This window comes from Bacillus sp. F9_6S_D1_P_5 (assembly GCF_054823925.1).
Genome location: NZ_JBTREW010000029.1, coordinates 36,319 through 51,833, shown reverse-complemented (window position 1 = coordinate 51,833; position 15,515 = coordinate 36,319). Strand labels below are relative to the sequence as shown.

Sequence of the window (15,515 nt, the reverse complement as noted above, 5' to 3'; positions counted from 1 at the left end):
AAGAGGAAGTACCTGAAGTAAAGAAAGAAGAGGAAGTACCTGAAGTAAAGAAAGAAGAGGAAGTACCTGAAGTAAAGAAAGAAGAGGAAGTATCTGAAGTAAAGAAAGAAGAGGAAGTATCTGAAGTAAAGAAAGAAGAGGAAGTATCTGAAGTAAAGAAAGAAAATGCAACATCTGAATCACAAATAGAACCTTCAGTACGTTCAATGGTAGTGAAAACACCATTTTCTATTATTTCTGAAGTGTCTAGTTTTAAAATATTTCCAAAAATAAATATAAAAAATCAAGAAGAGTTTGTTTTTCAAAATGAAAAAGATGTAGGTAGACGTGAATTAGATTCTAAGCTATTAACTACAGTACAACAGTATCATTCGGAGGCTTATTGTGAAATAGTTTCTTTTAATCTTCATGAAAAGAGAGTGCTTATGGAATTATATAATAAAAAAGTCATAGGGAATATTGAAGAGAATAAGGTAGAGACATCTTCATGGACTCCTATACATAGCATAGTAATAGAGGGTGAAAATGAAGGAGAAATAAATAATGTTATAACAGCCAAGCTACCAATAGAAATAGGAAAATATAAAGGTGAAATTATTTTACGAGAAAAAGTTGTATTTAAAGAAAAAGTCATAGGAATAAAAGAGGTGGAACAAGAGATTGTTTTGACAAAAACTGAATTCTTAGTGCCAAAAGTAATAAAAAATCGACAAAATACATTTACAGTTGAAAAAGGAAGCTTATTTGTAGAAGGTTATATTTATCAATGTATTGAATACATTTCAGAACAAAGTACATTTCATAATAATGTGTATCAATTAATGCAAAATATTGTACTGGAATTAGTCGTTCAAGTAATACAAGAACAGGAAGTACAAGTACGAATTAATTAAAAATGAATATATTCCCTAAATGCTACAAATGTTTTTTTCTCAATAAATTCAGTGTAATATTAATAAATACTAATTTTTGCTAACGGGGATAGTTACTTTATAAAATGAATCTATTTAGGTCTATGAAAAAATAAGTGCTAACATGTTTGAAAACAAACTTATTAACACTTATTAAAAACAGGCATAAAATTTGGATTATATGTGGTTTGATTTAAGAATTTAATAAAAAACATTGATAATTACCTACTATAAACTGATGTGTAAAATAAAGTGTATTCACTTTTTTTTACAAGACTCTCAATTTGAATAGTAATACATGTTTATCATAATTTTCTAAACACCAATTATATTTTTTTAGAATAATTGGATGGACAACTTCTTTCTTCATATCAACTTCAATAAAGCCATATGTTTTATAAAAACTTTCTAGTTCGTCAAAAGGAATACAAAATACGCTTTGTATTTCTAATGCTTTCGCAGTCTGTACTAAGAATGAAACAAGTTTCCTAGCTAATTGTAGACCTCTAAATTTAGGGAGAATAAAAATTCCACCCATTTCAATAGTACCTTCATCTATTTGGACTAATCGACCAACACCTGCATAAGCATTGTCGTATGTAATGATTGCTACCATATCTCGATTTAAATCACTTCGTACAAATCCTATAGCGTCATATTGTTTATTAACCCATTCTAAATCATTAGAGGTGGCTAGTTGAATACTCATTTGTATCACTCCTTTGGAAAATTCGATATATTTTTATTATACAGAATGTAAAGCGGTTAAATTTAGATGATTTTAATAACAGTTCAAATTTTGAAGAATAGTGAATACAATATAAAGTCTTTTCCTTTCTTCATTTAAGTTTTACGTATATAATTTAAAAGTACTATTTTTATTTTATATTTTTTATATTTATAACAGAATAGAGGTTTAAAAATGGGTGTTAAAATCATTACGGATAGTGCGGCGGATTTACCGGTAGAATTGCTGCAAGCATATGATATTGATTTAATTCCACTCCGTGTTTATGATGAAGCAGAAACAGAGTATTTAGATGGAGTTACATTAGAGTCAGTTACATTATTGCAAAACATGAGAGAAGGCGCTGTTTATAGAACGTCATTGCCTTCGCTTGAAACTTTCCAAGAAAAATTTGTTTCTTATGCAAAAGAAGGTAATCCTTGTATATATTTAGCTTTTTCATCTGAACTATCTGGTACATATCAATCGTCAGTTGTTATTAAAGAAGAAGTAAAAGAAACATATGCTGATTTAGATTTAGAAATTATCGATACAAAATGTGCTTCGCTTGGTCAAGGGCTTGTCGTACTAGAAGCTGCTAAAATGGCGAAAGATGGTGCATCAAAAGAAGATATTTTAAAACGTGTTGATTTTCTAATGAACCATATAGAACATATCTTCACAGTAGCTGACTTACAGTACTTAGTGAGAGGTGGGCGTTTAAGTAAAGTAGCTGGTTTTATCGGTGGTTTATTAAATATTAAGCCGATCTTAAACGTGGAAGAAGGAAAGCTTGTACCACTTGAAAAAGTACGAGGGAAAAAGAAAGTACTAAGCCGAATTGTAGATATTATGGAAGAGCGCGGAAAAGACCTTAAAGGTCAAACAATCGCTATGACTCACGGTGATGACTTAGAAACAGCTGAAGCATTAAAAGCATTAATTACTGAAAGATTTGGCTGTGAGGTATTTATCGTAAATACAATTGGAGCAGCAATCGGTGCGCATACAGGACCTGGTGCGTTAACATTGTTCTTCTTAAATGAAGTAGAGTAAAGGATTGATCATTTGATCAATCCTTTTTTCTTATGAATCAGTAATAATTGGTCGATATGGTATCGGTGAAGATAAAATCATCGAAGTTTTGACTGTTCCAAATGGTATAACGATATCAATTAATTCCTCTAATTCCTTCATAGAGTGCACCGCTACTTTTAAGTAATAGCTACTTTCACCTGTTACTCGATGACATTCGAGAATTCTATATTCTTCGTAGATATTCTCCTCAAATTTTTTGCAAGGAATCTTTAGATTTTCAATTCTTAAAAATGCTTGAATTGATTTTCCAACTGCATCTAATGATATCCGTGCGGTATATTTTTCAATTATTCCAGTATCTTGTAATCTCTTTAGTCTTTCGGTAACACTAGGGCGGCTGAGGTGTAAGTGTTCGGTCATTTCTGTAATTGTCATTCTGGCATCTTCTTGTAGTAATAGCGTTATTTTCTTATCAATTTCATCCATGAATTATGCTCCTTTGCAAAATTGAAAGTAAATTTCTTAAACAAATACATAATATAAAGCCTTATGTAAAAAATACATACACTTTTTTATATTGAATAGAATGATAACTTTCTATAATTAAAATATAAGTGGAGGTGCATGTAATGTCTAATCATTTTAGTGAAACAATTTCTATTAAAAAGGGAACAGCCTTATACGTCGGAGCGGTTCTAGGATCGGGAATCCTTATATTACCTGGTATGACAGCGAGTGTAGCAGAAGGGAATGCAATTGTTTCTTGGCTTGTTATGATATTACTTAGTATTCCACTTGCATTTACGTTCGCTTTTTTATCGATTGAGTACTCAAGTGCAGGTGGAATTGCCACGTTTGCAGAAAAAGCTTTCGGTAAAAATATAGGTACTATTATAGGATGGTGTTTTTTTATTGCGGGTAGCGTTGGTCAAATCGTAGTCTTATATAGTGAGAGTGTTTGCATTATCACCATATTTCTCTTACGTTATAGCGCTTATTATTTTAAGTATTTCAATTGGTTTTAATTTATACGGGTTAAAAATGAGTGGTTGGTTTCAAGTGTGTATTGGTGTATTAACTTTCTTTATTTTAATTGTAACGATTATTAGCTCACTACCTTATATTGAAATGAAAAATATAAATGTACATATTTCTATGCATGAAATAAATCCAATTTTAGAGGCATCATTATTAATTTTTTGGTCTTTTTTCGGCTGGGAAGCTATTGCAAGTTTAGCTCCAGAATTTAAAACACCTAGAAAAAGAAATATTATTTTATCTACGAGATTTGCGATTGTTATTATTGGAGTTTTATATATAGGTATTGTATTATCAGTAATTGGAACGAAATCCTATCATATAAATGCTGATAATACTACGGCTCTCGTGCTTGTAATGAAACAAACATTAGGCGAGCAATTTGCATGGATAATTGGATTTGTAGCTTTTATAATTTGTTTAGGGACGACAAATGCATTTATCGCAAGTATGGGTCGCTTAGGTTATTCATTAGGAAAAGCTGAAGTTGCACCACATTATTTAGCACATATAAATAAAAAAAGAGAAACCCCAACAAATGCATTAAAAGTTGTAGGTTGCACTGCAATAATAGGTTTGTTAATAAGTTTCGTTTTCCATATTAGTATAGATAAAATTGTATTAATACCGAATTCGTTAGGAATTGTTACATATATAGTCGGTACTGCGGCTGGAATGAAATTAATAAAGAATAGGTTAGGTAAATTTTTTTCTATAGTAGCTTTTACATGTTGTGTAGTTGTTTATCCTTTTATTGGAGGAGTAATACTGCTTCCAGTAGCAGTAGCATTCATATGTTTATGGTATGTGCGTTTCAGTAGCAGAAGAATATAAATAAGAATGTATTTATAGAAATCTAAATATTTAAAGATATTAAAAATTTTACATTTCGTTTATAATTGTGAGGGGAGAAATATCTGTAACTATTTGTAAAAATAGGAGGCGGCTATAAAAATGAACGAAATTGCTAGGTGGGATTTAGATCGATTGTATGCGATTGAGGATATTCTAACTCCAATATTAGGGCTGAAAGAACAATATTATGCGACAAAAGCTGTTGGAGGCCTTTCAAAACTTATACAAGCTATTGAAAAGGCTGAATATTATTTGTATTGCCGATCGGCTGAAGAAAGTGTTGCATCTGACCTTACTATATTGACCGAGGAAGTAATAGATTTGAAAAGAGAAGTGCAGCAAGTATTACAGCAAAGTGAAATGGAAACTTCCAATAATATTAATACTAATTTAATAAAAGATGAACTTCATGCATGGGAAAATATGTACATACAATTAAGAAATAAGATAGAAATAGAGCACAATAATAAGCAATTATCATTTGGACAAGCAAATAATATTGCAATGAATAGTAATAATGAAAAGGAAAGAGTACAAGTATTCGAGTTATTAACAAGTGCTTTACATAAGGAAAAGGAAATCTTCGCTACTGTATTAAGTCAAATAGGGAGATTACGTAATACAAAGATTAATGAATTAGAAGATAGAGAGGTTTTAACGCAATCTCTACATGCGAATGGCATTACTGACACTGTATTATTACAAATGTGGAATGCGACAGAAGAAAATCTTGATAAATTAGTAAGTGTTTTAAACGTGTTTAAGAAGGGGGAAGCTTCGATTACATGGCATGAACTTATGACAGTAAAGGAAAATAATGAGGTTAATTTCCCCTTTTCAGTAGCAGTTCAAAACATATACGATGCATTTGAAAATATAGATAAAGAATTAGCAGAATTTGCACGTAATGCAATAGAGAGTGGATGGGTAGATGCGGAGCCGAGAGATAATAAAGCACCAGGCGGGTTTTGCGCTCCTTTCTTCAGTGAGAAAGAATCGCGAATTTCAATGCGTTATGACGGAAGTATCGATAGTGTAAGAGTACTTGCGCATGAACTAGGACATGCTTGGCATTTTTATAATATGAGCTTTGAACAATCTACTTCTTTTTTAGATGATTATTTGCCAATGAGTACAGCAGAATCAGCGTCTATATTCTTTGAAACCGTGCTTATAAACTATCTAATTCAAACAACAGATAGTATAGATATGAAAAAGTCATTGCTTAGTTGGAAAATAAGAAATAGTTTTAATTATGTAATGGCAATACGAGCATCATTTGAATTTGAGAAGAACTTTTATGAAAAATGTAAAGAAGGTCCTTTAAGTGCTGATGAAATTGAGAAATTATCTATAGTATCACAAGAAAAAGCATACGGACATGCTTTATTAGAATATCAGCCGTTTGTTTGGATGAAATATGTTCAGTTTTATATAGCAGATGTTCCTTTTTATAATTATCCATACACATTTGGGTATTTAGCTAGTTTTAGTTTAATAGAAATAGCTCAAGAAAGTAAAAGTACTTTTCATTCGAAATATAAAAAGTTTTTACGAGAAACAGGAAAAGCTCCAGTGGAAGAGCTTATGAAAAAACATTTTGAAATAGATATAACGAGATATGCATTTTGGGATAAAGCTTTTAGACAAATTTCGAAAGATGTTGATGAATATTTGCAACTGATGTAAAGAACGTCAAGTTAAGAAAGGATAAGTAAGATGATTGAGCCATTATGTAATAAAAAAGCTGCAATGATTTTTCAAGAGCTGAAAGTGGAGTGTGAGTCTTTATTTAAGTTTAAAATTCGAAATGCAATACCTATTCATCGTGGTTGGCTAAATTTAAAGTGGAAACTCGATACGGATGCAGGATTTTTTGTATTAAAGCAATATAATAAAGAACGGTACAAAATGTATAACCCAGAACTTTTAATACAAGCATTACAACAACAGCAAAGACTACATAATAATGGTGTAAGTTGTCCAAATCTCCTAACTTATAAAAATAATGTAATGCATTTATCAAAAAACAATGAAAGATTTATAGTTTTAGAACATAAAGAAGGTAATATAATTTCACCAGGAAAATTGAATGAAAAGGAAATCTACTCTCTTGGTAAGACAATAGGTCAAATGCATAAATTGTTAAATGATGGCTCTTTAATAGAAGGAGAAAAACCTAAATTTGTTCCGCCTACTAAAGAGGAAAGGCTTAAACATTGGGAAGATAAAAGGAGAGAAGCAGAACAGCTAGGAAAAGAACATATTCTCTCCCATATAAAATTACAGCAAGAAGCAACACAATTAGTAAATATAGAGCAATTTTATAGTAGTAAAAAAGGATGGGGGCACCGTGATCTATGGGTAGATAATTTCTTATTCCATAACGATGAAGTCTCAGCAATTCTAGATTTTGATCGTATGGATTATGATTATGTAGAGTTGGATATTGGGCGTGCGGTTATATCTTGTGCTCTACATGATGGAGTATTAAATAAGAATCTAGTTGCATCATTTTTAGCGGGATACCGTAATAAATTAGACTTTCCAGTATGGAGTATTGTTCGAGCAATTCAAATGCTTTGGTATATGGAGAGTACATGGTGGATTCATGCCAATATGGATCAGCATAGTGTACCACCTTCACGTTTTGCAGATGAAATGAATTGGATAGCTGAAAATTATAGTTCATTACATAATATATTGGCAGACTTATAACAAAAAAGGAGATAACATTCATGAAGAGAATCGGCATTATCGGAGCAATGCAAATTGAAATAGACTTACTTTTAGAAAAACTAGCTATACAAGAGGAACAGACGATTGCGGGAATGCCTTTTTACGTTGGAGAATTCATGGGAACAGAAGTAATTATTACACGTTCTGGTGTAGGGAAAGTAAATGCAGCCGCATGTACGCAAACATTAATTCATAAATTTCATGTAGATGCTATCATCAATACGGGTGTTGCTGGAGGGTTACACCGAGATGTAAAAGTTGGCGATATCGTTATTTCAACGAATGTTACCCATCATGACGTAAGTAAAACTCAAATGAAAAACTTATTCCCATTCCAAGAAGAATTTGTCGCAAGTAAGGAATTAATAGAGTTAGCACGTATTGCATGCAATAGTAGTGATTTACACATGGAGGTTCATGTAGGAAGAATTGTAAGCGGTGAATGTTTTGTTGAAGATTCAAAACTAAAAGCGAAATTAATAGATGAATATGCGCCACTTTGTACAGAAATGGAAGGCGCAGCAATTGGACATGTTGCGCACATAAATGATATACCGTTTCTCGTTATACGATGTATTTCTGACAGTGCAGATGATGAAGCTCAAATTTCATATGACGACTTTGCGAAAACTGCCGCAAATTATTGTTCAGAAATTATAGTTGAGATGCTGAAAAATATATCGAGTAATACTTATAGTTTAAAAGGGGAGAATGACATGTTACAAGCATTAATTTTTGATATGGACGGAACGTTATTTCAAACAGATAAAATCTTAGAATTATCGTTAGATGATACATTTGACCACTTAAGATCACTACAATTATGGGATACGGTAACACCTATTGATAAATACCGTGAAATTATGGGTGTGCCTTTACCGAAAGTTTGGGAAGCTTTATTACCGGATCATTCTCTTGAAATAAGAGAACAAACGGATGCATATTTTTTAGAAAGATTAATTGAAAACATTAAAAGAGGAAAAGGTGCTTTATATCCGAACGTAAAAGAAATTTTTACATATATAAAAGAAAATAATTGTTCAATTTATATTGCTAGTAATGGTCTAACTGAATATTTACGAGCAATCGTATCTTATTATGGTTTAGACCAATGGGTTACTGAAACGTTTAGTATTGAACAAATAAACTCACTTAATAAAAGCGACTTAGTAAAAAGTATTTTGAACAAATATGATATAAAAGAAGCAGCTGTAGTTGGGGACCGGTTATCTGATATAAATGCAGCGAAAGATAATGGTTTGATTGCGATTGGATGCAATTTTGATTTTGCACAAGAAGATGAACTTGCTCAGGCGGATATAGTAATAGATGATTTATTGGAGTTGAAGGGGATGTTGTCAGTTGTGCAGAGATAGTAAAGATGTTTAATTTATAATAGAGCCATTTAAAAAATAATATAATTGTTAAAAAAATTATTCTTCCACTAACGAAGTAGATTTGCTGAATAAGGAATTAAAATAAGAGTTTGTAGTTTCTGAAGAAGTGGAAAAGTATGATTTTCTAATTCAAAATATACGCTGTTATGCAGAGGTAGAATAAGATTTTAATTCACTTATGATGAATTAGTAATAGTTTAATTTCTTAAAAATTGAGTAGTGAATTTTATAGTTTCTGTAGTTTTTTGCTAATTCCTACATGTCTTGTTTTACGGAGGAAATATGATTAAAGATTACTTTAAAATTGGTAATATTCCAGTGGTTTTATGGGGAGATAAAAGTGAAAAAGTTTTTATTGCAGTACATGGAAATATGTCAAATAAGGAAGATGCGGTTATTCAAATATTAGCTGAAGAAGCCAATCAAAAAGGCTATCAAGTATTAAGTTTTGATTTACCTGAGCATGGAGAAAGAACAAATGATAATACACCTTGCAAAGTACAGGTTTGTGTTAGTGAATTATCTATAATTATGAATTACGCAAAAGAACATTGGAAAGAAGTAAGCGTGTTTGCATGTAGTATCGGAGCTTATTTTAGCCTTTTAGCCTATCAAAATGATGTGATAGAAAAGGCATTATTTTTATCACCAGTAGTTAATATGGAACGAATTATCGAAAATATGATGAAATGGTTTAATGTGACACCAGAACTTTTGCAAAAAGAAATGACTATAGAGACACCGATTGGTCAAAAGTTATATTGGGATTATTTATGTTATGTAAAAGAACATCCTATTAATACATGGGATACGGATACATATATTATGTACGGAGCCAAGGATGAACTGTGCGAATTTGAAACTATTAATGATTTTAGAAAAAAACATCGTTGTGAATTAGAAGTCATGGAGACGGGTGAACATTACTTTCATACTGTAGAACAGTTAAAGATATTTGAACAGTGGTTACACAAACATATCAATTAACAAATTATAATTTATCTTGAGTCTGCTAGAGAAGGATGGCGAATATATAAACTAATACAATATTTGAGAGATATTATAAATGTATTTATTTAAATGGCTTTATTCATGATTTTTGAGTACTAATAGCTTTAAATGTATAGAAATTAGACAATTATATTATCGATTTACATATGAAGTGAAGAATAGCCATTCTACAAATTGAATAAAGTAACAATCATAAAAATGCTCAGAATAAATAATTCTAGAGCATTTTTATGTATTTCAAAATTAAGGAGGAAATCACTTGAAAGATATACTTATTCGACAAATAGAAGATTTAATGATATACGAACACGATTATCTTGTTCAAGAAAGCAAAGAAGAAGGATTCAATTTCTTAAAGAGACTAATAAGTGAATATGAAAATAAAATAAACACATTTGATAAAACTGGTGAATGTTTATTTGGTGTTTTTCAAGGGGAAAAGTTAATTGGAATAGGAGGGTTAAATGAGGATCCATATACAGAAACTAATAAGATTGGTAGGGTGAGGAGATTTTATATTTCAAAGGACTACCGTCGTATAGGGCTAGGGAATTTGTTGTTAATCCGAATATTAAATCATGCGGAAAGTATTTTAAAGTGGTTGTTTTACATACAGATACAAAGCAAGGTGATGCGTTTTATACTGCAAATGGATTTGTGAAAGGGGAATTAGTTAAAGGATCTAGTCACTATAAAGTATTATATGAGTAAGAAAAGAGACCTCTGCTTATAAAAATAAGCTTATGAAGTCTCTTTTTTCTAGTCAATTATGTTTAACATTCATTTCTTTCAATAATCCCTTCGGATCACCTTTTACATAATAAAAATGCGGATTATTTTCATCATCGTAAAGCATAATATAAGGCTTTTCGTTAAGTGGGAGAAGAATAAGTACTTCATCAATTGTTGAATGTAGCCATTGATTTGTAATAGAAACTGGTTTAGATAAAGGGATTTTTATCATGTGACCATCTTTTGGAACGACGTTTAAGTTTTTGAACGGGCCAGTAATGGATTTAGCATATTGAACAGCTTTTTTTTGAATAGCTGGATCTAAAGATTGTTTTTGAATGACCATTTCTTTTTGACAATCAAATACTTCAATTTGTTGATTACTATTTGCGAACACATTTGTTGATAATAAGAAACAAAGAAGAGTAATGACCCCGATTTTTTTAATCATAATACAACACCTCGTCTTTACTATACCCTTAAAAGGTTCAAATATTTTTCTGTCACATTTATGTAACAAAGAAGTTGTATAATACAATTGGTTTTTGTTTAAAAGCAATGGAGGATCATGTATGAGAGTATTAATAGCAGATGATGAACAAGATATGTTAAGGATTTTAAAGGCTTATTTCGAGAAAGAAGGCTTCGAAGTTTTATTAGCGAAAGATGGAGAGGAAGCACTTCAAATATTTTATGATGAGAAAATTGATTTAGCTATTTTAGACTGGATGATGCCGAAACATAGTGGTATTACTGTTTGTCAGGAAATAAAAAAGAACTCAAGCGTTAAAGTATTAATGCTTACAGCGAAAAGTGAAAGCGAAGACGAATTAGCGGCGCTTCAAAGTGGGGCAGATGAGTACGTAAAAAAACCATTTCATCCAGGCGTACTCATTACACGAGCGAAAAAGTTAATACAGCATGATGATGTCATTCAAGTTCAAGATTTGAAAATAGATTTCACTAAAAATAAAGTTTATAAAAATGACAAAGAGTTAGATATCACCAAAACAGAGCTAGAATTAATAAAGTGTTTTTTAAATCATAAAGGCATGATTTTAACTCGTAAAAAATTGTTAGATATCGTATGGGGATTTGACTATTTTGGAGAAGAGCGAACTGTTGATACACATGTAAGAAGATTACGTAAAAAAGTTGGAGGAAATATTATAAAGACGCACCGCGGGCTAGGATATAGTTTGGAGGAACAGAGTGAATAAACTTGGAAAAAAACTATTTCTCAGCATTTCCTTAACTGTTATTCTTATTTTTACGATATCTTTATTATTAATTAACTATCTTTTACCGAAATATAATATTTACAAAACGCGAGAAAGTTTAGAAGGTATTACAGCACAAATACAGGCGATACCGAGTGAACAACTGGATGAAGCAATTTCTAGTATTGAAAATGAGGCGAATGTTACGATTACGTATACATCGATAAACGATTCAGAAGATCATATTAATGAAGAGTTACGTATGCAACTTACAAAGAAAAGAGTTGCCCTAAATAAACTTTGGATTACAAAAGAAGAAATAATGAAAGTAAAGAACTTCGGGCATTCGAATAAAATATATGATCAAGAGAAGATGAAATCTAGCTTTTTTGTGAAATACATTGCGAAAGACGATAAGTTGATTTTGGTAGGAGTTTCGATCGCACATTCAAATGAAGTGATAAAAACGTTAAACTCATTTTATTTGTACATATTAGGTGTTACGATTTTTCTTATTATCGTACTTGTATGGATACTTTCAAAAACAATCACGAGACCATTGAAAGAATTAAGTGATGTTGCAGAAGATATTTCAAATTTGAAATTTGAACGAGCGAAAGTGAAAACAAATGATGAAATAGGAGACTTAGCTAATAGTATTAATATTATGAGTGATAAACTACATGAGGCACATCAAAATTTAACAGATCGAAATGAACATTTAAAACGATTTATGGGTGATGTGACGCATGAATTAAAAACACCAATCGCGTTAGTAAAAGCATATTCTATGGGAATCAAAGATGGTTTAGATGATGGTACATACATAGATACTATTATTAAACAAACTGATCACATTTCGAACTTAATTGAAGAGCTATTACGATTTTCTAAACTAGAAAGAGATGTTTTACAAAAAGAAAAGTTTTCTATTAAATCACTAGTCCAAAGTATATTACGTAAGCATAAGATTGAGTTAGAGTCGAAAGAAATTGATTTGCATGTCAACTATAATATTGGTGATGCAGTTGTGTATGCAGATGTAAATAAAATGAGAATGGTGTTTCAAAATTTAATATCCAATGCAATAAAATATACGGCAAATCAAAATATAAAAATTACTTTAGAAGAACGAAATGAAAGTGTGTATTTTCAAATTGAAAATGGTATGAATGTAGAATGTATGAAAGATATCGATAAAATTTGGGAACCTTTTTACGTCTTAGAATCTTCTCGCAGTAAAGACCATTCAGGTACAGGATTAGGATTAGCGATAGTGAAAAGTATTTTAGAGAGACATGGTTTTGACTACGGAGTATCTACTATAGAGGGAGAAATAAGATTTTATATTAATATGAAGAATGTTTAATTCAATACTATTAGGAGCATCGTCTATTATTAGGCGATGCTTTTTATTGATTATATGAGAGTGGTATATCAGGATATATAATCTTGAAAGCTCGTTGGAAGAGTGTTCTACAAATTTTTCAAGTTGTTGCACAAAATATAAACTGAATTTTCTGTGATTTTATTGTATAGTAAAAAGAGAAATATATGGGGAGGGAAGCGTATGGGGAAAAAGAAAATAGCAACATTATCAGCAATATTATCTTTATCAATTACATCAGGAGTTTCTAGCACGACTGCGTATGCAGACAATAAAGAAACAAACTACATAAATGAGAATGACGTGAAGTTAAATGGAAAAGTTTCAGAGGCGTTACAATCAAACACGAAAATTGAATTAGAAAATGGGATGACAAAACCGATTTATTCGCTTGATGAAGCAATTATTGAAAATTTATTTGTAGAAACGGAAGTAGATAGTGATCGAGATGGAAAAAAGGATCGTGTATCGGTAAAAGTTATGCGTCCAAAAACTGATCCAAATGTGAAAGTTCCTGTTATATATGAAATGAGTCCATATCGAGCTGGTTTAAAAGATGTTCCTGTATATAACGTAGATGAAGAATTGTATGCGTATGAAGGGAAACCGTATGGAGCTGTTAATCTTGGTTCGTATGGAAATTATTATGTACCAAGAGGCTATGCAGTCATTTTAGGCGAAAGTATTGGAACTGGAAAATCAGATGGATGTCCGACTACTGGAGATGAACAAGAAATATTAGGGACGAAATCTGTCATTGATTGGGTGAATGGACGTGCGAAAGCATATACAGAAAATGGTGAGGAAGTTAAGGCGGATTGGTCAACAGGTAATGTAGGTATGACAGGAGTTTCTTATAATGGTACGTTACCGAATGCTGTTGCGACGACTGGGGTTGAAGGGTTAAAAACAATTATTCCAATCGCAGCGATTAGTAGTTGGTATGATTATTATCGTGCAAACGGTGCAGTCATTGCACCAGGTGGATATCAAGGAGAAGATACGGATAATATGGCAGAAGCAGTATTAACGAGGGAAAACCCTGAAGTTTGCGGACAAGTAATAAAAGAGCTCACAGCTGGACAGGACCGGAAAACTGGTAATTATAATGATTTTTGGGATAAACGAAATTATGTAAAAGATGCTAAAAACGTAAAAGCGAGTGTATTTGTTGTTCATGGTTTAAATGATTGGAATGTAAAGACGAAGCAGTTCGCGCAATGGTGGGAGGCACTCGGAGAAAATAATGTCCCTCGTAAAATGTGGTTACATCAGGGTGGACATGGTGGAACATCAACGAATGACTGGCAAAGAACACAAAATAAATGGCTCGATTATTGGTTATATGGAATTGAAAATGGAATTATGAATGAACCAATGGTTGATGTACAACGTGAAAATAAAACTTGGGAAAAATTAAAAAATTGGCCGGATCCATCAGCTGTGCCGTCAAAAGTTCGTATGTATTTAAGTAACAAAGCAGTTAATATGCCATTAAGTATGGGCTCTGCAAATAAAGTTTTCTCATTCGTAGATGATGCAAAAATGAAATCAAATCAATTAATAGCAAACACAGAACTCGAAGTAGCCAATCGATTAGTGTATACAATGCCTGTATTACAAAAGGATATGAGAATAAGTGGTACACCAAAGATTTCAATTACAGGAAATATTGATCGATCTGTATCAAATTTAACTGCTTTACTTGTTGATTATGGAGGAACGAAGCCGGAAATCGTAACGAGAGGTTGGATGGATCCACAAAACTTAACGAGTATAGAAAGTTCAACAGCGATTCAACCGGGCAAAGATTATACATTTACATGGGACATGCAGCCAGATGATTATGTATTTAAAGTGGGGCATCAAATAGGGGTTGTTTTAATCGCTAGTGACTATGATTATACAATTAGACCGAAAGCTGGCACGAAGCTTACAGTAAAATTAAGTGAAGTGACATTGCCAATTGTGAAATAAATAGTGATGGGTAAAGAGCTTACTACATGGTAAGCTCTTTATATTTTGAAAGGGGGAGTTTAATGTGAATTTTTATTGGTGGATACAAAAATGCTTACAATAAATAAAAAAATGGCATTTATGATCAATAGGCCACTAAAGATAAGCCCAGCAAAGCCTCCAGCGAATCCATCTCCTACTTTTTCACCAATAACGTGTAAAGTAGCGAAGAAAACAACGGGAGAAGAAAGTATGAAAATGCCACTGGCTATTTTCCATATTCGTTTATACTTCTTTGCTATTAAGAAAATGAGTGTATTAAAAGATATAAGAAGAAAAATAAATCCAATTAATGAATTCATCACATCCTTCTTTCGTGAAAAGTCTGAATTTTCATATGTTAATTTTTAATGAAATATTATAAAATATAATTATATTTTATGGGAAGCGAGTGATATATTATGACAGTCAGCTCTTTCGAATTTTTATTAAAAATAAAGGTAC

The 15,515-nt window shown here is 31.6% G+C and carries 13 protein-coding genes and 2 pseudogenes; 11 read left to right on the top strand and 4 right to left on the bottom strand.

From position 1 onward, the window contains the following. On the top strand, positions 1-893 hold an 893-nt coding region (locus ACUXEY_RS25390; RefSeq protein WP_461301861.1), incomplete at its 5' end, for a BC_2427 family protein. A 286-nt stretch (positions 894-1,179) separates the two neighbouring features. Here the strand turns inward: ACUXEY_RS25390 and ACUXEY_RS25385 are convergent. Then, a complete protein-coding gene (locus ACUXEY_RS25385) occupies positions 1,180-1,620 on the bottom strand; it encodes a GNAT family N-acetyltransferase (protein WP_327961551.1) in 441 nt (146 codons plus the stop codon). 213 nt (positions 1,621-1,833) lie between these two features. Between ACUXEY_RS25385 and ACUXEY_RS25380 the strand changes: the two genes are divergently transcribed. Continuing rightward, entirely contained in the window at positions 1,834-2,694 is an 861-nt protein-coding gene (locus ACUXEY_RS25380; protein ID WP_088082017.1) for a DegV family protein, read from the top strand. 30 nt (positions 2,695-2,724) lie between these two features. Here the strand turns inward: ACUXEY_RS25380 and ACUXEY_RS25375 are convergent, their stop codons facing one another. Next, a complete protein-coding gene (locus tag ACUXEY_RS25375; RefSeq protein WP_461301860.1) occupies positions 2,725-3,162 on the bottom strand; it encodes an Lrp/AsnC family transcriptional regulator in 438 nt (145 codons plus the stop codon). Between the two features lie 143 nt (positions 3,163-3,305). On the opposite strand from ACUXEY_RS25375, the pseudogene ACUXEY_RS25370 reads away from it, so the two are divergent. From ACUXEY_RS25370 to ACUXEY_RS25345, 6 genes and pseudogenes are all read left to right on the top strand, one after another. Further along, a pseudogene (locus tag ACUXEY_RS25370) lies at positions 3,306-4,548 on the top strand (APC family permease). Between the two features lie 120 nt (positions 4,549-4,668). Next, entirely contained in the window at positions 4,669-6,258 is a 1,590-nt protein-coding gene (locus tag ACUXEY_RS25365) for a M3 family metallopeptidase (protein ID WP_461301859.1), read from the top strand. A 30-nt stretch (positions 6,259-6,288) separates the two neighbouring features. Continuing rightward, positions 6,289-7,287 carry a phosphotransferase gene (locus tag ACUXEY_RS25360; protein ID WP_461301858.1) on the top strand — a complete coding sequence of 333 codons (999 nt, stop codon included), beginning with the start codon at positions 6,289-6,291 and terminating at the stop codon, positions 7,285-7,287. A 20-nt stretch (positions 7,288-7,307) separates the two neighbouring features. Beyond that, a complete protein-coding gene (locus ACUXEY_RS25355) occupies positions 7,308-8,684 on the top strand; it encodes a 5'-methylthioadenosine/adenosylhomocysteine nucleosidase (protein ID WP_166704795.1) in 1,377 nt (458 codons plus the stop codon). A 303-nt stretch (positions 8,685-8,987) separates the two neighbouring features. Continuing rightward, positions 8,988-9,692, top strand: coding sequence for an alpha/beta hydrolase (locus ACUXEY_RS25350; RefSeq protein ID WP_144611652.1), 705 nt, complete (start codon positions 8,988-8,990; stop codon positions 9,690-9,692). Between the two features lie 283 nt (positions 9,693-9,975). Continuing rightward, positions 9,976-10,427: pseudogene (locus tag ACUXEY_RS25345) on the top strand (GNAT family N-acetyltransferase). Positions 10,428-10,479: 52 nt separating this feature from the next. Here ACUXEY_RS25345 and ACUXEY_RS25340 read toward each other — a convergent pair. Beyond that, positions 10,480-10,899, bottom strand: coding sequence for a hypothetical protein (locus tag ACUXEY_RS25340; protein ID WP_429603314.1), 420 nt, complete (start codon positions 10,897-10,899; stop codon positions 10,480-10,482). A gap of 121 nt (positions 10,900-11,020) precedes the next feature. On the opposite strand from ACUXEY_RS25340, the gene ACUXEY_RS25335 reads away from it, so the two are divergent. The 3 genes from ACUXEY_RS25335 to ACUXEY_RS25325 all read left to right on the top strand — a co-directional run bounded on the left by ACUXEY_RS25335 (position 11,021) and on the right by ACUXEY_RS25325 (position 15,032). Then, positions 11,021-11,668 (top strand): response regulator transcription factor, encoded by a 648-nt coding sequence (locus ACUXEY_RS25335; RefSeq protein WP_078417962.1) that lies wholly within the window; start codon positions 11,021-11,023, stop codon positions 11,666-11,668. Then, complete coding sequence (locus ACUXEY_RS25330) at positions 11,661-13,037, top strand: sensor histidine kinase (RefSeq protein WP_461301857.1); 1,377 nt, start codon at positions 11,661-11,663, stop codon at positions 13,035-13,037. The genes ACUXEY_RS25335 and ACUXEY_RS25330 overlap by 8 nt, the downstream gene beginning before the upstream one ends. Positions 13,038-13,238: 201 nt before the next feature. Beyond that, positions 13,239-15,032 carry a Xaa-Pro dipeptidyl-peptidase gene (locus ACUXEY_RS25325; RefSeq protein WP_461301856.1) on the top strand — a complete coding sequence of 598 codons (1,794 nt, stop codon included), beginning with the start codon at positions 13,239-13,241 and terminating at the stop codon, positions 15,030-15,032. A 59-nt stretch (positions 15,033-15,091) separates the two neighbouring features. Here the strand turns inward: ACUXEY_RS25325 and ACUXEY_RS25320 are convergent, their stop codons facing one another. Beyond that, complete coding sequence (locus ACUXEY_RS25320; protein ID WP_243870734.1) at positions 15,092-15,373, bottom strand: hypothetical protein; 282 nt, start codon at positions 15,371-15,373, stop codon at positions 15,092-15,094. Positions 15,374-15,515: the final 142 nt, after the last annotated feature.